The organism is Pseudoalteromonas tetraodonis (assembly GCF_002310835.1).
GTDB lineage: Bacteria > Pseudomonadota > Gammaproteobacteria > Enterobacterales > Alteromonadaceae > Pseudoalteromonas > Pseudoalteromonas tetraodonis.
On record NZ_CP011041.1, the window covers coordinates 1,600,136 to 1,625,677 of the forward strand.

23 protein-coding genes are annotated in these 25,542 nt (G+C 39.4%); 17 read left to right on the plus strand and 6 right to left on the minus strand.

Annotated elements, in window-relative coordinates:
• The first annotated feature begins 68 nt into the window (after nucleotides 1-68).
• Complete coding sequence (locus PTET_RS07385) at nucleotides 69-1,883, plus strand: CBM96 family carbohydrate-binding protein (protein WP_013464845.1); 1,815 nt, start codon at nucleotides 69-71, stop codon at nucleotides 1,881-1,883.
• A 148-nt stretch (nucleotides 1,884-2,031) separates the two neighbouring features.
• Here the strand turns inward: PTET_RS07385 and PTET_RS07390 are convergent, their stop codons facing one another.
• Nucleotides 2,032-3,216: a DUF1624 domain-containing protein gene (locus PTET_RS07390; protein ID WP_020476964.1), complete on the minus strand. Its 1,185-nt coding sequence runs from the start codon at nucleotides 3,214-3,216 to the stop codon at nucleotides 2,032-2,034.
• Nucleotides 3,217-3,342: 126 nt separating this feature from the next.
• Nucleotides 3,343-3,759: an MgtC/SapB family protein gene (locus PTET_RS07395; RefSeq protein WP_013464847.1), complete on the minus strand. Its 417-nt coding sequence runs from the start codon at nucleotides 3,757-3,759 to the stop codon at nucleotides 3,343-3,345.
• A gap of 271 nt (nucleotides 3,760-4,030) precedes the next feature.
• Here PTET_RS07395 and PTET_RS07400 point away from each other — a divergent pair, with 271 nt between their 5' ends.
• Nucleotides 4,031-4,363 carry a hypothetical protein gene (locus PTET_RS07400; protein WP_013464848.1) on the plus strand — a complete coding sequence of 111 codons (333 nt, stop codon included), beginning with the start codon at nucleotides 4,031-4,033 and terminating at the stop codon, nucleotides 4,361-4,363.
• On the opposite strand, the gene fghA is transcribed toward PTET_RS07400, so the two are convergent.
• On the minus strand, nucleotides 4,317-5,159 hold the full coding sequence (gene fghA / locus PTET_RS07405; RefSeq protein ID WP_013464849.1) for an S-formylglutathione hydrolase: 843 nt from the start codon (nucleotides 5,157-5,159) through the stop codon (nucleotides 4,317-4,319). The genes PTET_RS07400 and fghA overlap by 47 nt on opposite strands.
• A gap of 66 nt (nucleotides 5,160-5,225) precedes the next feature.
• Nucleotides 5,226-6,347, minus strand: a complete 1,122-nt coding sequence (locus PTET_RS07410) for an S-(hydroxymethyl)glutathione dehydrogenase/class III alcohol dehydrogenase (RefSeq protein ID WP_013464850.1) — start codon at nucleotides 6,345-6,347, stop codon at nucleotides 5,226-5,228.
• A 130-nt stretch (nucleotides 6,348-6,477) separates the two neighbouring features.
• On the opposite strand from PTET_RS07410, the gene PTET_RS07415 reads away from it, so the two are divergent.
• From PTET_RS07415 to PTET_RS07445, 7 genes are all read left to right on the plus strand, one after another.
• Entirely contained in the window at nucleotides 6,478-7,350 is an 873-nt protein-coding gene (locus tag PTET_RS07415; RefSeq protein ID WP_029609976.1) for a LysR family transcriptional regulator, read from the plus strand.
• 136 nt (nucleotides 7,351-7,486) lie between these two features.
• Nucleotides 7,487-8,704: a lipoprotein-releasing ABC transporter permease subunit gene (locus PTET_RS07420; protein ID WP_013464852.1), complete on the plus strand. Its 1,218-nt coding sequence runs from the start codon at nucleotides 7,487-7,489 to the stop codon at nucleotides 8,702-8,704.
• Nucleotides 8,697-9,395, plus strand: a complete 699-nt coding sequence (gene lolD / locus PTET_RS07425) for a lipoprotein-releasing ABC transporter ATP-binding protein LolD (protein ID WP_013464853.1) — start codon at nucleotides 8,697-8,699, stop codon at nucleotides 9,393-9,395. The genes PTET_RS07420 and lolD overlap by 8 nt, the downstream gene beginning before the upstream one ends.
• On the plus strand, nucleotides 9,385-10,629 hold the full coding sequence (locus PTET_RS07430; protein ID WP_013464854.1) for a lipoprotein-releasing ABC transporter permease subunit: 1,245 nt from the start codon (nucleotides 9,385-9,387) through the stop codon (nucleotides 10,627-10,629). The genes lolD and PTET_RS07430 overlap by 11 nt, the downstream gene beginning before the upstream one ends.
• A gap of 98 nt (nucleotides 10,630-10,727) precedes the next feature.
• Complete coding sequence (locus PTET_RS07435; protein ID WP_024601041.1) at nucleotides 10,728-11,201, plus strand: YehS family protein; 474 nt, start codon at nucleotides 10,728-10,730, stop codon at nucleotides 11,199-11,201.
• A 387-nt stretch (nucleotides 11,202-11,588) separates the two neighbouring features.
• Entirely contained in the window at nucleotides 11,589-12,941 is a 1,353-nt protein-coding gene (gene gdhA, locus PTET_RS07440; protein ID WP_013464856.1) for an NADP-specific glutamate dehydrogenase, read from the plus strand.
• A 180-nt stretch (nucleotides 12,942-13,121) separates the two neighbouring features.
• On the plus strand, nucleotides 13,122-14,228 hold the full coding sequence (locus PTET_RS07445) for a GGDEF domain-containing protein (RefSeq protein WP_013464857.1): 1,107 nt from the start codon (nucleotides 13,122-13,124) through the stop codon (nucleotides 14,226-14,228).
• 45 nt (nucleotides 14,229-14,273) lie between these two features.
• Here PTET_RS07445 and PTET_RS07450 read toward each other — a convergent pair whose 3' ends face one another.
• Both PTET_RS07450 and PTET_RS07455 read right to left on the minus strand, forming a co-directional pair.
• Nucleotides 14,274-16,007 (minus strand): AMP-binding protein, encoded by a 1,734-nt coding sequence (locus PTET_RS07450; protein WP_013464858.1) that lies wholly within the window; start codon nucleotides 16,005-16,007, stop codon nucleotides 14,274-14,276.
• A 332-nt stretch (nucleotides 16,008-16,339) separates the two neighbouring features.
• On the minus strand, nucleotides 16,340-16,786 hold the full coding sequence (locus PTET_RS07455; protein WP_010389888.1) for a DUF3010 family protein: 447 nt from the start codon (nucleotides 16,784-16,786) through the stop codon (nucleotides 16,340-16,342).
• A gap of 374 nt (nucleotides 16,787-17,160) precedes the next feature.
• Between PTET_RS07455 and thrS the strand changes: the two genes are divergently transcribed.
• The 8 genes from thrS to PTET_RS07495 all read left to right on the plus strand — a co-directional run bounded on the left by thrS (nucleotide 17,161) and on the right by PTET_RS07495 (nucleotide 25,443).
• Complete coding sequence (gene thrS / locus PTET_RS07460) at nucleotides 17,161-19,071, plus strand: threonine--tRNA ligase (protein ID WP_013464859.1); 1,911 nt, start codon at nucleotides 17,161-17,163, stop codon at nucleotides 19,069-19,071.
• A gap of 59 nt (nucleotides 19,072-19,130) precedes the next feature.
• The gene (infC, locus tag PTET_RS07465) at nucleotides 19,131-19,691 is read left to right on the plus strand and encodes a translation initiation factor IF-3 (RefSeq protein ID WP_008110479.1); all 561 of its coding nucleotides are present in this window, start codon (nucleotides 19,131-19,133) and stop codon (nucleotides 19,689-19,691) included.
• A 212-nt stretch (nucleotides 19,692-19,903) separates the two neighbouring features.
• Nucleotides 19,904-20,104: a 50S ribosomal protein L35 gene (gene rpmI / locus PTET_RS07470; protein ID WP_004587840.1), complete on the plus strand. Its 201-nt coding sequence runs from the start codon at nucleotides 19,904-19,906 to the stop codon at nucleotides 20,102-20,104.
• A gap of 15 nt (nucleotides 20,105-20,119) precedes the next feature.
• Nucleotides 20,120-20,482, plus strand: coding sequence for a 50S ribosomal protein L20 (rplT, locus tag PTET_RS07475; RefSeq protein WP_008110477.1), 363 nt, complete (start codon nucleotides 20,120-20,122; stop codon nucleotides 20,480-20,482).
• A gap of 286 nt (nucleotides 20,483-20,768) precedes the next feature.
• Nucleotides 20,769-22,586, plus strand: coding sequence for a M14 family metallopeptidase (locus tag PTET_RS07480; protein WP_013464861.1), 1,818 nt, complete (start codon nucleotides 20,769-20,771; stop codon nucleotides 22,584-22,586).
• 1 nt (nucleotide 22,587) lies between these two features.
• A complete protein-coding gene (locus tag PTET_RS07485; protein WP_013464862.1) occupies nucleotides 22,588-23,229 on the plus strand; it encodes an MBL fold metallo-hydrolase in 642 nt (213 codons plus the stop codon).
• Nucleotides 23,230-23,313: 84 nt separating this feature from the next.
• Nucleotides 23,314-23,772 (plus strand): Lrp/AsnC family transcriptional regulator, encoded by a 459-nt coding sequence (locus PTET_RS07490; RefSeq protein WP_008110469.1) that lies wholly within the window; start codon nucleotides 23,314-23,316, stop codon nucleotides 23,770-23,772.
• A 114-nt stretch (nucleotides 23,773-23,886) separates the two neighbouring features.
• Nucleotides 23,887-25,443 carry a SulP family inorganic anion transporter gene (locus PTET_RS07495; protein WP_008110467.1) on the plus strand — a complete coding sequence of 519 codons (1,557 nt, stop codon included), beginning with the start codon at nucleotides 23,887-23,889 and terminating at the stop codon, nucleotides 25,441-25,443.
• Nucleotides 25,444-25,542: the final 99 nt, after the last annotated feature.

A 25,542-nucleotide genomic window follows, 5' to 3' on the forward strand; every position in this document is an offset into this window, starting at 1 on the left:
AATAGTTACTATAATTTTTGCTCAGATAGGTTAAATACTCAATTTTATTAATTACTTTAGGAGTAGTGATGAAATTAATACCATTAAAACGCTGGCTTATAGGGCAAAAAAGTCTCACTTTATGTACTTTACTCTTTCTGTCTAAACTTAGTTTTGCGTCTATTATTTTATTTGATGACAAACCACGTAATGGTACTTCATTGTGGTCAACCTCATCAAGTGAATCGACTTTAACTAAAATTGGTGAGCCTGTAGCTGATGGCGAAAGAGCTATATTAATGCAGGTACACTACTGGACTCAATCAGGATTACGTATTGCTCAAGTACCTCCTTTTAAAAATTCAATACTTGAGGCAAAAATATACAGAAAATCAGGAAATAAGGGCACTTTAATGTTTCGTCGCGGTAACGATTCATTAAAAATAAATCTTGATGAAACCAATAACGAATTTTGGACATTGGATGGTTTGCCTGGCCATAATAATTTTTCAGACGATACATGGCACACGATTAGAATCAATCTCAATGGCTTTAATCTTGATGAAAATGAGAAAGTCCTGGCTATTGGTATTCAAGGCCCTCTTGGAACAGGTAGATTTTACATGGACTCGGTTTCCTTTGTTGAGGGAGAGCCAGATAATAACATTTCTCCGCCGTTAGCTGGTAATTGGGAGCTGACTTTTGAAGATACTTTTAATTCAACTTTATTAAACCCTAATAATTGGCATGTTGGAAAGCAATATCTAGGAATGAGTGGTATCGCAGGTAATGCTGGGCGAGAAACTATTCGCATTGAAAATGAAATGTTACGGTTTGAAGCAGAAAAAAACACATTAAATCAAGGAACCAATCGTTACTTTTATAAAGCCGCTGAGGTAAGTACTTTTCGTAAATTTAGACAAAAATATGGTTACTTTGAAGCCAAAATTAAGTATGACTCAGTACATGGTGCTTGGCCTGCATTTTGGTTACTACCTGACAAAGGCATTTATGGTAACGATACTTATAGGAGGCAGTCATTATTAAAATTTAATCTTGATGATGTATCTACTACTATTTCTTCTGCATTATTAAGATTTAAGATCTCTGAAGCAAACACTCAAAGCAGCATAGCTGTGCATAAAACACTTTCCGCAGATTGGTCCCAAGATACTGTAACTTGGAATACTAAACCGCAGGTCGATCCCTTATGGTTTAGTCATAGCTATGGAGAGGTTACGGGAAACATAATTGAAGTGGATGTTACCAGTTATATAAGAGAGCAAAAAAGTTCTGGTAAAGAGGCGAGCTTTGCATTGATTGACAATTATATGCGTAGCCAGCTTATAAAAATTTTTAGCAGTGAAGCGAATAATATTTCTGATAGGCCCGCTTTAATTGTAAATGAAGAAAGTTTATTCCCGACTGAAGATGCTTTTGTGCGTGGAGGTAATTATGCAGATACTAATTATGGTCAAGAACCATTTCTTTTAATTAAAGACACTTGGGGAGATACCTCACCTACATTCGATCAGGGAATGGAGTTTGATATTATGGAGAGTTTAGGTATCTGGGGGGAAGACATCAGTATCTCAGCTCTGCATTGGGATGGTTACGGTAGCCAACATAAGTCAGTAAATTCCGGCGAGCTTTATCATAATTATTCCTCAGATGGTTTCCATATATATGGCATGCATTGGCAGCCTGGTTATGTCGGTATGTATATAGATGGTGAAAAAGTCTGGGAGCACTATGACGACCGAGTTGGAAGTTTACCTTCTTATATTATTTTATCGTTACAAGTAGGTGGTTGGGATGGTAATGAAAAGAATATCAGTGATGATTTTGAGGCTAACATGCTAGTAGATTTCGTTAGGGTCTGGAGTAATTCAGAGTTCAATTAACAACAAGAGCGAACCAAAGCGTTATCATTTATAAATGTCGATTATGATGCATTAAAAAAAGCACTCAAAAAATTAAATTAATCTATCTGATAAAGTGACGAAACATTTTATCGAGTATTTCCCCCACAATATATTGTGGGGGCGATTACTAAATATATTTAGCAATCAGGCTGTTTTTATTACGATATTTCCAGTTTAAGTAGCGCTTAGAGAGTAAGGCGGTAAGCACAACCACTACAGCTATCATCGCCATGGTCGCAATATAACTCATACCATACCCAGATGGTAAGCCAACAAGGGTTTCACCATAGGTCATATCACTAAAGTTAAAACCAAGAGCAGGTATTAAAAGCCAACTGATAGCATGTAGCAAATACAAGTGAGTGAGGTAGGAAAACATGCTGGTTTTACCTAGTACTTGCAGAAAATTTTGCGAAAAACTAGCCTTTAAGTGGCTCAACAGTTTTAACGCAATTAAACCAAGCCCTACAGTAAGTAACATAAATTGTAACGACAACGGATATTTAGTCGGATTTAAAAACGACATAATAGTCAGCAGTGGATCTGTATGTGTAGAAAACTGTGACATATCACCGTATAAATTAAAGCCGCGTAGTATTGAATATAGTGCTAGGCAGCTCATACCCATAATAAACGCGTAATTCATCACTTTTTTACTATAATGCTGAGATTTATAATATACACCTGCACAATAAGCCAAACACATGAGTCCAACAATAGGCGCAACGGGGTAGGTCGTTCTAATAGAAAAACCAAACGGCAGTGCTAATACATTTTTTTGATGAACGATAGACCACAGTGTATGCGCTATTGTATTAGTTTCAAAGGTAATGCCATCAAGTAAGTTATGACCAAATACCAGTAATAAGCCAGCTATAAATACAGGGTATATACCTGTTAAGCGAAGCAAGCCAAGCACCACAAAGCCCCAGCCAATCGCCCAAATTACTTGAGCATATAACATCGGGAAAAGAGGATTAAAACTCCATGACCATGACACAATTGTAAACTCAAATAAAATAAGCACTAAGCCTCGAACTATTAAAGCGTTAGCAAACTGACGAGTACACGCGTATTTATGCTCTGTAATAGCGGCAGAGAGGCCTGCTAAAAATACAAATAATGGCGCACAGAAATGCGATATAAAGCGTGTGAAAAAAGTAAGCGCATCTGTTCCGGGTATGGTCATGGGATCAGTTACTGAATAATTTAGACAATAATACATGCCGTGATCTATCACCATAAATATGATGATAATGCCGCGTAATAGATCAATATGATGCAAGCGACTTTGCGATAAAGATAATGACATAAATATAATTAACAAGAATGAAAAAAATGAACTTGATTATATGTTATATTATATCAAAAGGCGAGTTTGAAGATTGAATTTAACAGGGTGATCGCATCAGCGCTAAGCAATTAATTATAATTTTCATTATTTAAATTTTTTAACATACCTAAGCGTTATGAAGTTTATTACTGCCAACAAAATAGCTATTTCATAGCGGCTGTACGCAATAGCGATACCAATTAAACCCATATTCCAAATACTCGCAGCTGTTGCTGTTCCAGATGTAGACTGGTTATTTTTTAAAATAGCGCCGCCACCAATAAAACCAATACCTGTAATAATACCTTGTAACATTTTAGATTGCGCCTCTGCGCCCTCCAAAACTGACATAGCAATCAGTGCATAACCACATGATGCGACGGCAACTAAAGGAAACGTTCTTAGACCTGCACCATTATGGCTATGCTCTCTATCATATGCCATTGGCAGGGCAAGTAAATACGCCATGCCAAGATGAATCAAGTTATCAATAATGTCTCTCCACTGTAGATCAATTTCCATTGCTATTTCCACGGATAAATTTTAAATAAGTAGCAAAAATTGAACCAAGGTATTAATTTAAATAAAATCATTGTGTTACCTTTGTTTTATCGAGGGGGATGAGTGGCGTTAGCAATATTTACACAATAAAGTGCGTTTTTACCCAGCAATGAATTTCAGCTGCGTACCACACAAGCAAACTCTATTATGTAAAATTGTGGGGCTTACATATTTTTACAACACTCCCTTTTTAAGTCGTATATAATTTGGCTTATTTGCAACGAGAGTTTACATGCGCATTTTATTAATTATTATCTTTTCAAATGTATTAAGTGGTTGCACAGTAATGGGTATATTTTTGGATGAAACGGCGAGATCCAAGTTAAACATCAATAGCACTAATAGTTTTGTAAAGGATAAAGATAGTTTTAGTTTTAGCAAACTTGGTTACGAAACTGATAAAGCCATAATTGAATTTATAAAAGAAGATAACGGTGTGATTAAAAAGTGTAGGCAGGTTACTAAGGTCTTAAAAGAATGTGTAGAAGTAGATAAATCTACTCTACACAGTAATGAATCTAAGCCGATAAAAACTGATGATGAAATAATAAGTGTTGGTCTATAAAGCTATTAATAAAAAAGTAACTATGATCGTAGCCAGCGTGCATTTCGAGCTGCAGCGGATACGCTTTTTTATTAGCGATATCGACCAAATTTTGCGGCTTAAGCTGCTCTTCTAAAAAGTTATCAGCATCACCTTGGCTTACCAGCATAGGTAAATAGTTAGCTTGCTCGGCTTGTTGCATTAATTCGCAAGTATCGTAGTGTGCCCACGTTGTTTTGTCGTCGCCTAAGTAGCCTGTAAATGCTTTTACACCCCACGGACACGCCATAGGATTAACAATAGGACTAAATGCCGAAGAGCTGGTGTACGATTGTGGGTTTTTAAGTGCAATCATCAATGCGCCGTGCCCGCCCATTGAATGACCACTAATTGCTTTTTTATCTGTAACAGGAAAGTGTTGCTCAATTAGTGCCGGTAACTCATTAACAACGTAATCATACATATTAAAATGGGTGTTGTAGGGCGCTTTTGTGGCATTAAGGTAAAACCCAGCACCTTGTGCAAAATCATAGCTGTCTTCGTTTGGCACGTTATCACCACGTGGGCTCGTATCTGGCGCTACAATGGCGATACCCAGCTCCGCTGCTTTTTTAAATGCGCCTGCTTTTTGCATAAAGTTTTCATCGGTACAGGTTAAACCTGATAACCAGTACAGTACCGGCACCTTATTGGTTTCACTGGCGCCTGGCGGTAAAAAAACTGCAAAACGCATAGTACAACGAGTGCTTGAGGCGCTATGGCTGTATTGCTTATGCCATCCGCCAGCTACTTTAGCGGTTGAAATATTTTCTAACATAACAATCCTTAAAAGCCGTTACTTAATAGCAACGGCTTGTGATGGTAATTAAGTGAAATGGGCGTATTAGTAATGAATTACAGTACGAATACTTTTACCTTCATGCATTAAATCAAAGGCATCGTTAATTTCTTCTAGGCTCATGGTATGAGTGATAAAGTCGTTTAGCGCAAATTCACCCGCCATGTAACGCTCCACAATTTCAGGAAGTTGTGAGCGGCCTTTAACACCACCAAATGCGCTACCACGCCATACACGGCCAGTAACAAGTTGGAACGGACGAGTTGAAATTTCTTGGCCAGCACCGGCTACACCAATAATCACAGACTCTCCCCAACCCTTATGACAACACTCAAGCGCAGAGCGCATCACATCAACATTACCAATACATTCAAATGAGTAATCAACACCGCCATCGGTCATCTCAACAATGACTTCTTGAATTGGCTTGTCAAAGTCTTTTGGATTAATTAAGTCGGTAGCACCTAGTTTGGTCGCCAAGTCAAATTTAGAGGTATTAATATCAATACCAATAATACGGCTAGCACCAGCCATTTTAGCGCCAATAATGGCAGATAAACCAATACCGCCTAAACCAAAAATAGCCACGGTATCGCCCGCTTTTACTTTAGCCGTATTTGTTACAGCGCCCATACCGGTAGTAACACCACAGCCTAATAAACAAATTTCTTCTAACGACGCTTCTTTGTTTACTTTAGCCAATGAGATTTCTGGCAATACTGTGTATTCAGAAAATGTAGATGTACCCATATAGTGGTAAATAGGCTCGCCATCTTTGAAAAAGCGAGTGGTGCCATCTGGCATTAAGCCTTTACCTTGCGTTTCGCGAACTGCTGAACACAAGTTTGTTTTACCTGAAGTACACATTTTACATTCACCACATTCTGCGGTGTATAAAGGAATAACGTGATCGCCAACTTCTACACTTGAAACGCCTTCGCCCACAGCGTAAACCACCCCAGCGCCTTCATGACCTAAAATAGCGGGGAAAATACCTTCAGGATCTTCACCTGATAAAGTAAAAGCGTCTGTATGGCACACACCAGTGGCAGTGATTTTGACCATTACTTCGCCTTTTTTAGGCATCATCACATCAACTTCTTCAACGCTTAAAGGCTGATTAGGGCCCCAGGCAATCGCTGCTTTTGATTTTATAAATTCAGACATGTGTATATCCTTTGTAGTGGTTTGAATATGAATTGTAGACCCATACTGTTTGGGTGATGAGGTTATTGTATTTGTTTCTCAGATAATGATAATCTTCAATTTAATAAAACACTTTTACAGTATGGTAATAATTATGCGTTGGGAAGGTATTGATGAGTTTATTGCTGTTGGCGAAGAGGGGAGTTTTACCCAAGCTGCACAGACGTTAGGTTTATCGGTTGCTCATATTAGCCGCCATGTTACAAAGCTAGAACAACGGTTAAATACGCAATTATTAACACGTACCACTCGAAAGGTTGTGTTAACCAAAGAGGGCGAGCAGTTTTTACACCAAGTTAAACATTTACAGCACGCAATGGACGAGGCCACTCAAGGCTTAGCATCGGTACAAACCTCACCTAAAGGTAAAATTAAATTAACAGCACCGGTTATGTATGGTGAAAGTTTTATTATGCCCATTGTGCATTCATTTATGCATGATCACCCAGAGGTAGAAGTAATCGCAACGCTCTCTAACGAGCAAGAAAACTTATTAGAGGGGGGCTTTGATTTAGCCATTCGACTAGGCCATTTAAAAGATTCAAGCTTAAAAGCGCGGCGCTTGAGCTCGCGACGATTTATTATGTGTGCTTCACCTGCATATTTAGCGCGTTTTGGTGAGCCTCACACTTTGGGGGAGCTTAACAATCATCAATGTTTAATTGGCAATAGTAGTTATTGGCGAGTAAATGAAAATAATCGTGATAAACATATTAAGGTCGCAGGGCGATTGCATTGTAATAGCGGCTGGGCACTGGTTGACGGCGCTATAAAGGGTTTGGGTATTGTTCAGTTGCCTGATTACTATATTGAAAATGAAATTAAATCCGGTCAGTTAGTACCTATATTAACTGCATACCAACCACAACAAGAGGGCGTGTGGGGTCTATATCCGCCACGGCAATTTGTGGCTACTAATGTGCGGGTATTACTTGATTACTTAGTAACAGGGCTGAAAGTTTAGCAGGGTTTACTGGCTTGTTTAAAATATAGCCAAGTGTCAGATTTATAAATTATTTCTTACATTTATGGTGATATTCAATTGCGCTGAGTTCGTGCTACTATAACGCCACACTTTTGGCATTAATGTTTTAATTAATATGTTTCAACCTGTTAGCCTATTTATCGGACTCAGATATAGCCGCTCCTCTAAAGGCAATGCGTTTATTTCGTTCATTTCGTTTTTTTCTATTGCAGGTATAGCGATTGGTTTAATGGCGCTTTTTACGGTCAGTAGTGTAATGAACGGCTTTGAGAGTAGTTTAAAATCAAATATGTTGGGGCTTATTCCTCACGTTGAAATACAAGCCAAAGATCACTCCAAAGCGCAAATGAATTCGCTAAAACCTGCGCTTGAGCAATCACCGTATGTTGATCATGTTAGTTTATATCGCCACGGTGAAGCCATATTGCAAACCAATAAAGATCTTCACGGGGTGTTATTACAAGGCCTTTACGACAACAACGGCTCGCTATATAAAATCACCGACAAAATAGTGCAAGGCAATTGGCAAAATGTACTAAACAATAATTATAATATTGCAATAAGTCGTTATTTAAGCCGCAAACTTGGCGTTGGTTTAGGTGATAAGTTACGTGTAATTATGCCTAACGCATCTACGTACACCCCACTTGGGCGCATGCCAAGCCAACGTTTATTTAAAATTGCTGCTATCTATGAAACTGGCTCTGAAATAGACATGGGACTGGCATTTACCAGTGGCGTATCACTACAACGGGTTTTAAAACTTAGCAACAATACGGTACCTAATTTAAGCGTGTCACTGCATGAGCCGTTTGCACTTGACCAATTTATGCAAGACAGCCAACACATACTCAATGACTTTAAACTCACCGACTGGCGAAGCAGTCAAGGCACTTTATTTGCCGCCGTTGCGATGGAAAAACGCATCATGTCTATGCTCCTTGGCTTAATTGTGCTGGTGGCGGTATTTAATATTGTATCGGCACTGACCATGATGGTCAGTGAAAAACAAAGCGAAGTAGCAATTTTGCAAACATTAGGACTCACACCAAGCCAAGTGCAAACCGTATTTATGGTACAAGGGCTCTATAACGGAGTAATTGGCACGGCCGTGGGTGCTTTTTTAGGTCTTTTATTAAGTTTATATATAAATGAACTGCTGGCTTTGGTTGGTTTAAATTTACTATCGGGAATTTCACTCCCCGTCAAATTTGATGTGGTTAGTTTAAGTGTTATTGCCGTTTTAAGCTTAGCAATGAGCTTTTTAGCGACTTTATATCCAGCACGCCAAGCCGCTAAAGTAAACCCAGCAGAGGTATTACGTTATGAATGATTTAGTAATTAGTTGTGAAAAAATAAGTAAAGTGTACCAAGACGGGCAAAATCAGGTTGAGGTATTAAAAGGCGTTGATTTAGCCCTAACGCAAGGTGAAATGCTGGCAATTGTAGGCAGCTCAGGTTCAGGTAAAAGCACCTTGTTACATATTTTAGGCACCTTAGACACGGCCAGTGCGGGTAGTGCAAAAATAAAAAACCAAGACGTTGCTAAGTTATCTCGCTCGCAGCAAGCGGCTTTCAGAAATAAAAACTTAGGGTTTATTTATCAGTTCCACCATTTATTAATGGAATTTAGTGCGGTTGAAAACGTTGCCATGCCATTACTCATAAAAGGGTTGAGCGCGAAAGAAGCCAAAAAGAAAGCACTTAACATGCTAGATAAGGTAGGCCTTGCACATAGAAGTAGCCATAAGCCTTCGGCTCTTTCTGGTGGTGAACGTCAGCGTGTTGCCATTGCACGCGCTTTAGTGACAGAGCCTGCGCTGGTGCTTGCTGATGAGCCAACGGGTAATTTAGATAAGCAAAATGCGATTAAAATTTACGATTTAATTAATGAGTTAAATAAAAGTTTAAACACCAGCTTTGTGGTAGTGACTCATGATTTAGAACTGGCAGATAAGCTGGGTAAAATAGCGTACTTAGATGATGGTAAACTATCAATAAAAGAGTCTAGCCATGTTGCTTAGTGCCTTTATTAGTAAACGCTTTAGAGCCTATTCAGGCCATAAAGATGAAAAAAATGCCTTCGTAAGTTTTATAGCCAAAGCATCCACTATTGGTATTTTACTTGGTGTTGCCGTGTTAATTGTGGCGTTATCGGTGATCAATGGTTTTGAGCAGCAATTAGTGCATCGCTTATTGAGTGTAGTGCCGCAAGTTGAATATGTTGCCCCAAGTAGGCCGATTGCCGATTGGCCCACTAAAGTCGAAAAGTTAAAACAGCAACCACACGTAACGGGCGCAGCCCCATTTATTGCTGTTAATGGGATGGCGCAATTTAAAAGCCAATTAAAAGCGGTTGAGATCCGAGGTGTTGAGCCTTCGTTGGAAGGTGATGTGTCAGCCATAAACCAATTTACACAAGGTAAATTAGTCAGCCAGTTAACAGGTGATGATGTTATTTTAGGCAAGCAAATTGTTAAGCAACTTAATATCGCATTAGGTGATAATGTGACCTTGTTAATCCCGCAAATTAGTGAAAAAGGCCAGTCATTACTCGCCCCAAAACGCGTTACCCTCACGCTTGCCGGCATTATAGAAATGGGCGGACCAATCGACAGCAGCGCTGCTTTTATTCATCTTAACAAAGCACAACAAACCTTAGGCTATGATCAAAGCCAAGTAACAGGGTTACGCTTGCGTGTTGATGATGTGTTTTCGGCGCATCAAATAGCGCTTCGTGTTGGCCAGACCATTACCGATTATGTGTATATTTCGAGTTGGCTCAGAACGCAAGGTAGCTTGTATCAAGATATTCAAATGGTGCGCACGATTGTTTATATTGTGGTGTTTTTAATTATCGCGGTGGCGAGTTTCAATATTGTGTCTTCACTGGTAATGGAAGTGCGTGAAAAAGAAGGCAATATTGCTATTTTAAAAACCATGGGTGCCAAAGACAGTACCATATTGGCTACTTTTGTCATGCAAGGCTTAACCCAAGCATTTGTGGGTGTACTTTTAGGCTCAATTGTTGGCGTGATTTTAGCAATTAATATTAGTGAGCTATTTACTTGGCTGAGCTTATTACTGGGTGAAAACCCGCTAGAAGGTGTGTACTTTATCGAATTTTTGCCCAGTAAATTAGTTTGGCAAGATATTGTGTTGACCGTTATAGCCACCTTTGTGCTTGCGATATTTGCTACGCTATATCCAGCATGGCAAGCAACACGCGTAGATCCGGCAAAGGTATTGGGTAATTAAACACAGTATTTAATAGGGTGCTTAGTGTAACTCTGATAAACTGCGCCGCTACTAAACAGCTTTTGTTTGCTGAGCGCTTATTTACCTTGGGATTTACTTTGACAAATAACGATATTTTACGCCGTATTCGCTACACCTTTGATTTAACTGATTCAGCTATGGTTGATGTTTTCGCCGCAGCAGCGCAGAGCGTAAGCACTGAGCAGGTGATTGCATGGTTAACTAAAGAGGGCGAGCCTGGGTATACCCCAATAAGTGACACTGAATTTGCGGTATTTTTAAATGGTTTTATAAATACCAAGCGCGGCAAGCGTGAAGGTGAGCAGCCAGAGCCTGAAAGTAAATTGAACAACAATATTATTTTTATGAAGCTACGTATTGCTTTAAATATGAAAGCAGAAGACGTGATCGCGACCTTGGCGTTGGTTGATTTTGATTTAAGTAAACATGAGCTAAGCGCATTTTCACGTAAAGTTGAAAACAAGCATTACCGTGTGTGTAACGATCAAATATTGCGTTTATTTTTAACCGGTGTACAGCGTACTTTTCGCCCAGATGGCGAAAAAGCTTAATGCATTTTATGGAGGTTGAATACAACCTCCATTTTGACCTCTCCACATTTACTCAATTATCAGTCTATCCTTCTACAACTTCAGTCTCATAAAGCAGTTTATTTTGTCGCTCTCGTAAAAATGTAGAGTCGTATTTTGTTTTACTATTTTTTTAATACTTTTAACGTGTTATTCATTCAAATGGGTGTTTTTAGCATATAAATTCTTTTTTAATGAGTTTTTATACAAAAGAAACAACAATTTAATTCAACATCAAACACGTGCATCCAGTTTATCTATGATGTTAAAGTGTGAAAATAATGATCGGATAATTAATTTCTTCACTAACAATAGCATTGATCATTTTTCCTATTTCAAATTAAAAAATACCTACATGGAAGAATAAATATGAATTATATACACACAACCATTGCGCAGTTAAAACAAACGAGCCCTGCGCAATGTGAGTTTTATCAAGCAGTGGAAGAAGTGCTTGACTCACTTGAACCTGTATTTGCGCAAACAAGTCATTACCAACAACAAGCAATTATTCAAAGAATGGTAGAGCCAGAGCGCCAACTAATGTTTCGTGTGCCTTGGGTTGACGATGAGGGCAATATTCAAGTGAATAAAGGCTACCGTATTGAATTTAATTCGGCGTTAGGGCCTTACAAAGGCGGCTTACGTTTTCACCCGAGTGTAAATGCCAGCATTATAAAGTTTTTAGGCTTTGAACAAATTTTTAAAAATGCACTAACAGGTTTGCCTATTGGTGGGGGAAAAGGCGGTGCGAACTTTGATCCTAAAGGACGCTCTGATGGCGAAATTATGCGTTTTTGCCAATCCTTTATGAACGAGCTATACCGCCATATTGGCCCGACTACCGATGTACCTGCCGGCGATATTGGCGTAGGTGCCAGAGAGATTGGCTATATGTTTGGTCAATACAAACGCTTAACAGGGCGTTATGAAGGGGTGCTAACGGGTAAGAGTTTACTTTGGGGTGGATCGCTTGCCCGTAAAGAGGCCACTGGCTATGGCGCTGCCTATTTTGCTAATAATATGCTTGAAGAGCGTAACGATAGCTTATCGGGTAAGCGCTGTTTAATTTCAGGCTCTGGTAATGTGGCTATCTATGCCATGGAAAAGTTATATCAACTTAATGCAACGCCAATTACCTGTAGTGACTCTAAAGGCACTTTATACGATGAGAATGGTATTGATTTAAAGCTGATAAAACAGCTCAAAGAGCAATCAAGAGGGTGTTTAAGTGACTACTTAGACACTCATCCTCAAGCTAATTACACACCGCGTGACGAATATCCTCAAGATGGTCATACGGTATGGCGCTACAGTGCGGATGCGGCATTCCCTTGTGCCACGCAAAACGAGTTAACTCAAGCTGATGCAAAAGCGCTTCTTCATAATGGCTGTAAATTAGTATGTGAAGGTGCCAATATGCCCTCAACCAAAGAAGCGATTGATTGCTTTATTGAAGCAAAAATTGCTTATGGCCCTGGCAAAGCGGCTAATGCCGGTGGCGTGGCAACCAGCCAACTAGAAATGGCGCAAAATGCCAGTATGCAAAGCTGGACGTTTGAAGAAGTTGATGAAAAGCTCAAGCAAATAATGAAAGATATTTTCATAACAGCAAGCGATACCGCAAAAGAATTTGATCAGCCTGGTAATCTATTACTAGGCGCTAACATCGCTGGTTTTAGACGTGTAGCCGATGCAATGATTGAACAAGGCGTTGTATAGTAGCGCCTCGGCTATTTAATTAACTCTCTACTTTTATTCGTTATATCCTGAATAAGAATTGTTCAGGATATAGCAAAAATAATGTATAATATTATTTAATAAGGTAAATTTAACTCGCTAATTAATAACAATAAACTATACTTTGGATAAGGATCAGTGAGCTTATTAAGGAGAGTGCAGGTGCGACTTATTCCCGCAATTTTTTATTTTTCAAGTGCGACAGAGCACGACTTCCAAAATCAACTTAATAAAAGCTCAATGCGCCTTGCTGATGCATCACTCTACCTTGTAACACTTTTTTTATTGTCTTTTATTTTTATGGCTTGGTTTAATCAACAAGAGCCTGCTAATTCAACAATAACAATTTTACGTGTAGTTATGGTATTGCTATCGATAGTTCTGATTATTATAAATAAAACACTAAGTTCAGAGTACTTACATTCGCGCTTTTTTATTTATGCGGTTTTATTTTGTTTTTTATTTAGTTATTTCTTCTGGGTATATGTTCAGCGTTACGGTGAGTTGAAAGAGGGAGGGCCTATGCTTGTAGCGGCTGCATTTATAGCCATACCGATGCTGCACTTAGGACATAAACTGGTTTTATGGTCAATAATCGGCATTGCCTTGATATTTATTGAGCTTTTTTCTTCTACTTCGATTGTATGGACACTTTATTTTTATTTTAGCATGGTGATTGTATTGGCTATTGTGCAATATCAACTAGATACCTTATTAAGAAAGCAATATAAAGCGGAGTTATTTGAAACGGAAAAAGCTAACACCGATCAGTTAACAGGTATGCATAATCGGCATAGTTTTGATCGGCGCTGTAAAGCATTAATTAACAAGTTAGCGCCATCACAATATTTAGGGTTAGCCATGATTGATATCGACTATTTTAAAAAATATAACGATAACTACGGCCACTTAGAGGGAGATAACGTACTAATAGCAGTAGCAAACCGATTAAAACATTGTGACGCTGATATTGTGGTGCGCTTTGGTGGTGAAGAATTCATATTAGTAAAAACATTGCTAGCGAATGAGCTAGATTGGTTAAGTGACTTACCTAAGTGCTTCGCAGACGACCCCATTGCACACCAATATTCACCTTTTAACCGTATTACTGTCTCTGCCGGTATTGCAATTGATCAATACACGACATACAGACCTTCAATAAAATCATTGTTAGCAACAGCTGATGTAGGGGTTTATAAAGCTAAAAATGCAGGACGAAATATCAGTATTACCGATTTTGTTGACCCTAAACAACCTGAAATTGAGTAAGACAATGCAAAGCACTAAGCCGATAGTGCTTCGCATTGAATCGGATTACGAAAATGCAGACTCGGCGAGCTCTTCTTGCATTTGTTCACGCATTTTAAATTTTTGCAATTTGCCGGTTACCGTCATCGGGTAATTTTCAACAAAGCGAATGTATTTAGGTTGTTTAAAGTAGGCGAGTTTGTCCTTTAAAAACAGACGAATTGCCTGCTCATCAAGCACTTCACCTTCTTTAGGCTGGATCCAAGCACAGACTTCTTCACCGAATTTTTCATCACTAATGCCAAAAATAGCGGCGTCTTGTATACCCGGATAGGTGTAAAGCACTTCTTCAATTTCACGCGGATAAATGTTTTCACCACCACGAATAATCATGTCTTTAATTCTGCCAACAATGCTGACAAAGCCCTCACTGTCCATTACCCCTAAATCGCCCGAGTGCAGCCAGCCGTCATTGTCGATAGTAGCTTTGGTTTTCTCTTCATCATTCCAGTAGCAACGCATAATGCCGGCCCCACGGCTACATACTTCACCAGGCTGCCCGATTTTTTGAATGTCACCAACCTCATCAATAATTTTTACTTCGGTGTGTGCAAGTGCTCGGCCAACCGTAGTGACTTGACGCTCAATAGAAGAGTCGGTTTCGGTAATGTTATTAATTGGGCTGCATTCTGTTTGCCCATAGGCAATTACCACCTGATTCATATTCATGAGTGTTTGTACTTTACGCATCACCTGTTCAGGACAAGTTGAGCCTGCCATAACACCCGTTCGCAGTGTACTTAAGTCATACTCGTTAAAGTTATTAAGCTCTAACTCGCTTATAAACATAGTGGGTACACCATGAAGGCCGGTGCATTTTTCTTGTTGTACCACCTCTAATGTAGTTTTTGGATCAAAAGAATCACTTGGATAAATTGCAGCGGCCCCTTTACTGACACACAATAAACTGCCTAATACCATGCCAAAGCAGTGATATAGCGGAACAGGAATACAGAGCTTATCGCGCTCAGTAAAGTGCATAGCTTGTGCGACTAAAAGCGCATTATTCAATATATTTTTATGCGTCAACGTAGCCCCTTTAGGGTTTCCTGTTGTGCCAGAGGTAAATTGAATATTGATATCTTGATTGCAATCGAGGGTTTTGGCCACCGCTTGCAGTTCTAATTTATGTGCATCGGTGGGCATGCTCATAACCTCATTAAAGGAAAACATCCCATCGACGGGTTCATCACCAATACAAATTACATTTTTTAAAGTGGGTAATTTGACTGCGGTTAACTCACCTTTGTTACAACCGCTAAGCTCAGGAGCTAAACTTTGCAGCATATTAATATAGTGGCTGCCTTTAAATTCAGTGGCGGTAATAAGCGTAGAACACTCCACACTGTTTAGTGCATATTGCAGTTCACTGGGACGATACGCTGGGTTAATGCATACCATAATGGCACCTATTTTAGCGGTGGCAAATTGTGTTAAGCACCACTGTATATTGTTCGGTGACCAAATACCGACCCGTTCACCAGGTTTTACCCCTAAAGCCAGTAACCCCATAGCAAGTTGATTAATCTGCTGTTGAAATTGCTTATAGCTCAAACGTATATTTTGATGGGCAACGACTACGGCCAGAGCGTCTGGGTTATTGTCGACAATGCCGTCAAAGTAATCGCCTATGGTTTGTTCTACTAGTGGTGTGCTCTGAATTCCTTTAAAATAGCTGTTTGATAGCGGTATAGTGTTTATTTGCTCTACTTCTTTTATCACTTTTTGTGTCGCTTTCATGACATACTCCATGTTTTTATTTTTGAGAGGCCTGCTGTTTAAATAAACACGAATTGTCGACAAAAGGAAGAGGGTTAGACTAATGTATTATACCAATCGGCAATAATACTAAATCATTTTGAGGGGGCAAATCAGACGCTAGCTGTGTAAAAAATTTCTCATTTAGAACAACTACCTAACGAAATTTTTGCTTTGATATCGACACGATTTTCCTCCCTCAAAATTAGATCACTTAGTTAAGCGAATTGGTATTGCTGTTTTTATGTAGAATTTAAAGACAAAAAAACGCGTACTCTCTAGCGAATACGCGTTTTTATAAGGATGTAATTAATTTACATTTCGTCGCTGCGATACGTTTTTTTCATGATGTAAACGTAAGCATTAACAAATGCATTTTCTTGATACTTTTTAAGACCGGTGTCTTCAAACGCGATAGGTATCGGATTACGTTTTACTTGTTCTTTTATTTCGGTGGTTGAAAACACGCGTACATCGAGATTATCGATTAACTGAATAGCGGTTTCCATTTTGAATCCTTTAGCGCTGCCAGCAAACTTACCTTTAGGTTGGCGTTCGCGAATGGCAACCGAATCAATTTGATAATCTTGCATTAACTTGGCAAAATCAAATTGAAATTTACGCATTATTTCAGTGTCGTTACCGTTACCTAAGGTAAAGCGTGTTTGGCGCACGTCACGAATATCAAAAACGTCGTTATCTTTACTTAAAATACAAAGTAGTACATCGCTACCGGTAATTTCTACACCACATGTTCTCATTGTTAATCTCTACTATAACTTAATTACCGGTTATTATACGCAACACGCATTAAAATGCGAGTTTAAGCACTTTGTGTGCTGCTTTAATATAGTGCTTTACGTTAATTTGATGCGGCGTGACTGAAGAAAAATTATTAATTGCACATTTATGTTAAAAATGCGTGGTTTTTAGTAGCTTAAAACTTGTAATTAACGCTGCAGCACGCGACAATATCTTTTTTGTAGTTGAGCAGACTCAGCATCTACATTAGCCTTTGAGGGCGAAAAATAGTCAATGCTTATTCGTAAAAGCGTTGTCGAGTCATTCTCATTTAATTAATTAAAAAATACACGTGATACATTGTAGGTGTCACCACTGTATGTAAGGATTTATAATGCCAGTTATTACTCTCCCTGACGGTAGTCAGCGTAGTTTTGAAAACCCTGTAAGCACGCTTGATGTTGCAAACGATATTGGCCCTGGTCTTGCTAAAGCAACCATCGCCGGCCGTGTTAATGGCGAACGTGTGGATGCATGTGATTTAATTTCAGCCGACTCTCGTCTTGAAATTATTACAGCAAAAGATGACGATGGTTTAGAAATTATTCGCCACTCGTGTGCGCACTTAATTGGTCATGCTGTTAAACAACTTTTTCCTGATGCAAAAATGGCGATTGGTCCAACAATTGATAACGGTTTTTACTACGATATTGATATGGAACATTCGTTATCTCAAGATGATCTTGATGCTATTGAAAAGCGTATGTTACAGCTTGCAAAAACAAACTACGATGTAGTGAAAAAAACCGTTAGCTGGCAAGAAGCACGCGATACGTTTGCGGCGCGTGGCGAAACATACAAAATAGAAATTCTTGACGAAAATATTGCTCAAGATGATCGCCCAGGTTTATACCACCACGAAGAATACGTAGATATGTGTCGTGGACCACATGTTCCTAACATGAAATTCTGTCAAAACTTCAAAATTATGAAGGTAGCAGGTGCATACTGGCGTGGTGATTCTGAAAATAAAATGCTGCAGCGTATTTACGGCACAGCGTGGGGCGATAAAAAGCAACTTAAAGCGTACTTAAAGCGTTTAGAAGAAGCTGAGAAGCGCGATCACCGTCGTATCGGTAAAGCACTTGATTTATGGCACTGGCAAGAAGAAGCGCCAGGCATGGTATTTTGGCACAACGATGGTTGGAGCATTTACCGTGAATTAGAAGAATTTGTGCGTGAAAAATTACGTGAGTACCAATACGAAGAAGTAAAAGGTCCAATGATGATGGATCGTTCGTTATGGGAAAAATCAGGTCACTGGGAAAAATATTCAGAAGCCATGTTTACCACGGAGTCTGAAAAGCGTGAATACGCAATCAAGCCAATGAACTGTCCAGGTCACGTACAAATATTTAACCAAGGTTTAAAATCATACCGTGATTTACCACTGCGTATGGCTGAGTTTGGTTGTTGTCACCGTAACGAGCCATCAGGCGCACTTCACGGTTTAATGCGTGTGCGTGGCTTTACCCAAGATGATGCGCATGTATTCTGTACTGAAGAGCAAATCATGGATGAAGTATCGGCCTGTATTAAAATGGTTTACGATACGTATGAAACATTCGGCTTTGAAAAAATTGTAGTTAAACTTTCAACTCGCCCAGAGCAACGTATTGGCGAAGATGAAATGTGGGACAAAGCAGAGCTTGCACTTGCTGACGCACTTAAAGCAAATGACATTGAATTTGATTATTTACCAGGTGAAGGGGCGTTTTATGGCCCTAAAATTGAATTTACTTTGTACGATTGCTTAGACAGAGCGTGGCAGTGTGGTACAGTGCAACTAGATTTTGCATTACCGGGTCGTTTGGGCGCTACTTATGTAGCTGAAAATAACGAACGTCGCACACCTGTTATGATACACCGCGCTATTTTAGGGTCTATTGAGCGCTTTATCGGTATCTTAACAGAAGAGTACGCTGGTTTATTCCCAACGTGGCTTGCGCCTAAGCAAGTGGTGATTATGAATATCACCGATAAACAAGCACCTTATGTGCAGGAAATTGTACAAAAATTAAATAAACTTGGAATTAGAGCCGCTGCTGACTTGAGAAATGAGAAGATTGGCTTTAAAATCCGAGAACATACACTTAAGCGTATTCCTTACTTACTGGTTGTTGGCGATAAAGAAGTTGAACAACAAGAAGTAGCAGTACGAACTCGCACAGGTGAAGACCTAGGCAAATTTAATGTCGATGATTTTATCGCTAAAATCAGTGAAGAAATCAAAAATCGACAGTAAAAATCGAGCGTGTAGGGCAATCACAAACGGCCAACTACACGCTTATATTATTGATATTCTTGGAGGAACGTACCATTAGAGGCGGCAAGAAAGGGCAACAAACAGCTCAAAAAAATCGTATTAACGAAGAAATTACAGCGCTAGAAGTTCGTTTAATCGACATCGACGGCGAACAAGCTGGAATTCAGTCATTAAAAGACGCGCAAGCTATGGCTGATGCAGCGGGTGTTGATCTTGTAGAGATCAGTCCAAACGCTGAGCCGCCTGTTTGTAAGGTTATGGACTACGGTAAGTTCATCTTTGAAAAAAGCAAAGAACTAAAAGAGCAGAAGAAGAAGCAAAAGCAAATCCAGATTAAAGAAATCAAATTCCGTCCGGGAACGGATGAAGGCGATTATCAGGTTAAGCTGCGCAACTTACGTAAGTTCTTAGAAGCTGGCGATAAAGCTAAGATAACTATCCGCTTCCGTGGTCGTGAAATGGCTCACCAAGAAATTGGTATCGAATTATTAAACCGTATTAAAACCGATTTAGAAGAGTTAGCAGTTGTTGAGTCTTTCCCAAATCGTGTTGAAGGTCGTCAAATGGTTATGATGATGGCACCGGTTGCTAAAAAGTAATAATTAGGCGATAATACGCACCGAATTTAGCTCAGGTTTGCAAGTGATGTGAAAATGTCCACCTGAGTTAACCGGTTTTAAAGTAAAATTGCGGTATTTATATCGGGTTTTCACCGGAACATAGCAGTAAGTTAGGCCTTTAAAGTGGAGCTATAGCAATATATCTCACGCCTTCTTACTAAATTTAAAGCAATACAATTGGAGTTATTGCAATGGCTTACAAGCTAAAAAGTCACAGAGGCGCAGCTAAGCGTTTCAAAAAGACTGCTTCTGGCGGTTTCAAGCGTAAACAAGCGCATCTTCGTCACATTCTGACTAAGAAAACTTCTAAGCGTAAGTTACACCTACGTCCTAAGATGATGGTTCATAAAAATGACCATGGTCTAGTTTCACGTATGTTACCATTCGCTTAATAGGGGTTTTTAGAAATGGCAAGAGTTAAACGCGGCGTTGTCGCACGTGCACGTCACAAAAAAGTTTTAAAACAAGCGAAAGGTTACTACGGAGCACGTTCACGTGTTTACCGCGTAGCTTTCCAGGCTGTTACTAAAGCGGGTCAATACGCTTACCGTGACCGCCGTGCTAAGAAACGTACTTTCCGTCAACTATGGATTGCACGTATCAATGCTGCTTCACGTCAAAATGGTCTGTCTTACAGCCGTTTTATCAATGGTCTTAAAAAGACATCTGTAGAAATCGATCGTAAGATCCTTGCAGATATCGCTGTTTACGACCAAGTTGCATTCGCAGCGCTTGTAGCAAAAGCAAAAGAAGGCCTAGCGGCAGCTTAAGTTTTTGTATAAGTAATGAAAAGGAGCCCATGGCTCCTTTTTTTGTGCCTGTAATTTATTATCTTTTTTATGCGCTTGTAGGCTTTTTCCTTTATTTATTACCGTTGTGTGTTCGTTTTTTAGGTACTTATTAGCCCTTTTTATTCAGTAGATGTTGATAGCGTGGCTGGGCTGCAACTAAAAATGCCGTTGGCTGTATTTTTTTGTTGAACCACCGCAGTTTTGGCAACTAGAAAAGTTTAATTGCTATAATTTTTCTTAATTAATGGGTTTGTTAGAGAAGTATATGTTTATAAGTTTATTGGTTTTATCTGCAAGTATGGCAAATAGCAATCATTTACCGCCATTATTACCATGGGAAGGTAGTAGTACCTCACTATTGCAACAACAGGGACCCTTAACCACAGACTTTGAAATTTCTGCTGGAGTCTCGTCTCCCAATTATGCTAATACCATGGCATTTGTTGATAGATTAGTGGCTGCGAATCCCACTCAATTTAAATCAAAAACGATTGGCTATAGTAATAGTAAACGAGCAATAAAAATGTTGATTGCCAGCGAACAAGGTTTTTTTAATGCGGGGCAAATGGCCAATAGCACCAAACCAACCGTGCTTATTCAGGCTGGTATTCACGCTGGTGAGATTGATGGTAAAGATGCGATGTTTATGCTGCTTAGAGACATTGCTACGGGTAAACGACGCGATATATTAAAAAAGGTAAACATTTTATTTATCCCAATATTAAACGTTGATGGTCACGAGCGTAGTAGTGCGTTTAATCGTATTAATCAGCGTGGCCCTGTCAAAATGGGTTTTAGAACAAACGCAAATAATCTTAATTTAAATCGTGATTACACTAAGCTTGATACGCCAGAGGTTAAAAGCGTCCTTCAAGTAATTAATGATTATAATCCGAATTTGTATATTGACGTACACGTGACTGATGGGGCTGATTACCAATACGATGTAACCTATGGCTATAACCCAGTATTTGCTAGCGAGTCGCCTGCCATTTCAGATGCGCTTAACCGTTATTTTAAACCAATGATTGATCAAACCCTCACTGAGCAAGGCCATGTTCCGGGCCCTTTAGTGTTTGTTATGGATAAGCAAGAATTTAAATCAGGTTTAGCAGGTTGGGTTGCCACACCGCGGTTTTCAAACGGGTGGGGTGATTTAAAGTCATTGCCTACCATTTTAGTTGAAAACCATTCTTTAAAGCCATACAAACAACGCGTGTTAGGGACTTATGTGTTTATAGATGGTGCTATTGAAGCATTATCAGCGCATAAAGATAAACTCGCTAATGCAGTAAAAAAAGAACAAGAATTTGTTCCTAAGCAATTAATTGTTAAGCGTGGTTATTCTGAGCAGCCTGATCATATCGCGTTTAAAGGTATTGCTTATTCTAAAAGCCTGAGCCCATTGTCAAATCAACAAGAAGTAAGCTATTTGGGTAAAAAACAGGATTATGACAAGCTGCCTATTTTTTGGCAAAAAGAGGTGCAGCACACGGTTGAAGTACCAAAATCATTTTTTATTCCACCTGTTTACACCGATATTATTGAGAAATTAGCCCTGCATGGGGTGTCAGTTAATAAGCTCAGTGGTGCCAACACTCAGCCATTAAAAATGGCAAAAGTAGCGCAATATAGTTTTGATAAAGCGCCATTTGAAGGGCGTTTTAGAGTGTCGGCTAGTTTTGATTATGTACCAGCTACAAATGTGGATTTAGATGGTTGGTTTGAAGTGAGTACGCAGCAAAAGGCAGGAGAGTTAGCTGTCCACTTGCTACATCCTGAAGCACCAGATTCATTTTTTGCTTGGGGAGAGTTTAATACTATTTTTCAGCGCACTGAATATATGGAAAATTATGCTTTGATACCGTTTGCTGAAAAAATGCTTGCTGATGACCCCAAATTAGCCCAAGAATTTGATAAAAAAGTAAACCAGGATAAAGACTTTGCTAAGAACGCTGATGCACGTTTAAATTGGTTATATGAGCATAGCCCATTTTATGATCAAGCTTATTTGAAATACCCAGTTTTAATGTCATACGAAGAGAATATAGTTATTCCAGCACAAAAAGATAAAGAAATATAAGATGAAAATAATCACTATTCCCGTAACCCCGTTTATGCAAAATTGCCGCATTATAGTATGTGAACAAACCCAGCAAGCTGTCGCGGTCGACCCTGGCGGTGATGCTGAAAAAATTAATGCATCACTTAAGCAGCATAATTTATCATTAGCAGCGATTTGGTTAACCCATGGGCATTTAGATCATGTAGGCGCTGCGCATAATTTACGCGAGCAACACAAGGTAAAGATGATTGGGCCTCATGAGAATGAACGTTTTTGGTTCGACAATTTACCGATGCAAGCCACTATGTTTGGCTTTAAACCGATCAACTCCTTCTATCCTGATGAATGGTTAGCCCATGGTGATAGTATCAAGGTTGGGCAGCTTGAATTTAAAGTACTTCATTGCCCAGGGCATGCGCCAGGGCATGTTGTGTTTTATCAACAAGCACACAATACGGTTATCGTCGGGGATGTTATTTTCAAAGGTTCAATAGGGCGTACCGACTTTCCTAAAGGCGACAGCAAGCAGCTAATCGAATCTATAATGCAACATATCATGACATTACCACCGAACACTGCAATTTTAAGTGGCCATGGTGACAACACCCATGTTGCTCATGAACAGGCTACTAACCCATTTGTAAGTGGCCAGTTTGGTTGATGTGCATATTTGTTAAAAATAAGCAGACTGCTTTTTAAAAAGGCTGTATAATTTAACCAATTTATTAGATAAATAAGAAATAAAATGTCTCTAAATCACGTAGATCGCCAAATATTGGCACTTTTACAACAAGATGCAAGTTTATCAACTGCTGAGATTGCAGACAAAGTCGGACTTTCTCAGTCTCCTTGTTGGCGTCGTATTGCTAAATTAGAACAAGATGGCTACATCAAAAGTAAAGTCGCATTGCTTGATGAAAAAAAGCTGGGCTTTGATATGTTGGTTTACGCCCATGTACGTTTATCAAACCATGGTAAAAAGAATTTAGCTGAGTTTGAAAAATTAATACTTAGCTATGATGAAGTGACTGAATGTTACACCATGGCTGGCACTATGGACTTTATGTTGCGTATTATTTCTCAAGGCATAGAAGGTTATGAGCACTTTGTACGCGATAACTTGCTTAGCTTAGAATATGTACAAGAGGTTCATTCTAATGTGACCATGACGTGTGTTAAACGAAGCACGGCACTGCCACTTTAAACTTTACTAAGCAGCTAAAAACACACAGGCTGAATTAACTATAATTGTGAAATGAGCGCTAATTTGATAAAATCTAGCGCTTTTTTTGTTAGCGAAATAAAACTGAGGAACTCAATGTTTAACTTACTCAGCAGAGCGCCAAGCTCTGCTAAAAACGATATTCTCTCTGGATTGACAGTGGCACTTGCCTTGATCCCAGAAGCTGTTGCATTTGCCTTTGTTGCAAATGTAGAACCTCTTGTTGGTTTATACGCCGCATTTATTGTGGGCTTAATTACGGCTATTTTTGGTGGTCGTCCGGGTATGATTTCGGGTGCAACCGGTGCATTAGCGGTTGTGATGGTAAGTTTAGTACTTGATCACGGAGTGGAATACCTATTTGCCACTGTGTTGCTGATGGGACTACTACAAATATTGGCTGGGGTATTTAAGCTCGGTAAATTTATTCGTATGGTTCCGCATCCTGTTATGCTCGGTTTCGTTAACGGTTTAGCGATTGTTATATTTTTAGCCCAGCTTGGACAGTTTAAAGTGCCTGATGGTGCTGGCGGCCAAATGTGGATGACGGGCAGTGCGCTTTACATCATGTTAGGTTTAGTGGCGCTAACGATGGCAATTATTCACTTTTTACCAAAATTAACTACCGCGGTGCCTTCATCACTGGTTGCTATTGTTACTGTAACGGGTTTAGTGATTGGTCTTGATTTAGAAGCACGTACGGTACTTGATTTCTTAAAAGGCATGACAGGAAATGAAGCTGCAACCATTGCCGGTGGCTTACCACAGTTTCATATTCCTATGGTCCCTTTTAACCTAGAAACACTACAAATTATCTTTCCATATGCGCTTATTCTTGCAGCAATTGGCTTAATTGAATCGCTGTTAACGCTAAGCTTGATTGACGAAATTACAGAAACCCGTGGCCATTCTAATAAAGAATGTATTGGCCAAGGTGCGGCCAATGTCACATGTGGTTTCTTTGGTGCAATGGGTGGCTGTGCCATGATTGGCCAATCTATGATCAACATTAATTCAGGTGGACGTTCGCGTTTATCAGGTATTAGTGCCGCATTGATGTTACTTGCATTTATTATCTTCGCTTCAAGCTTAATCGAAATGATTCCACTGGCGGCATTAGTTGGGGTTATGTTTATGGTGGTGCTGGGTACGTTTGAATGGGCGAGTTTCAAAATGATGAAACGCGTCCCTTTATCTGATGCTTTTGTAATTGTATTAGTTTCGGGTGTAACGGTTATTACCGACCTTGCGATTGCGGTGTGTGTAGGTGTTATTGTCTCTGCGTTAGTGTTTGCATGGCAGCATGCAAAACATATTTACACAACTAACTATATTGATAAAGAAGGTTCAAAAGTGTACGAGCTACATGGGCCTTTATTTTTTGGTTCGGTTAAAAACTTTGCTGATTTATTTGATGTTAAGAATGACCCTAAAGATGTGATTGTTGAGTTTAAATACAGTCGCGTTGCGGATCATAGTGCGATTGAGGCCATCGACAGCTTAGCTGACAAATACAATAAAGCGGGTAAAAAGCTGCACTTGCGTCACTTAAGTAAAGACTGTACTGAACTACTTCATAAAGCACGTGACTTAGTTGAAGTGAACGTAATTGAAGATCCGACTTATAAAGTTGCTTCAGATAAGCTTGCTTAAAAAATAAAAGTAAACATTGATAAGCGAAAGGTGGATGCCTTTCGCTTTTTTTATGCGTTTTAAACCATCCGCAAGGGGTAATTGCAACACGAGTTTTAA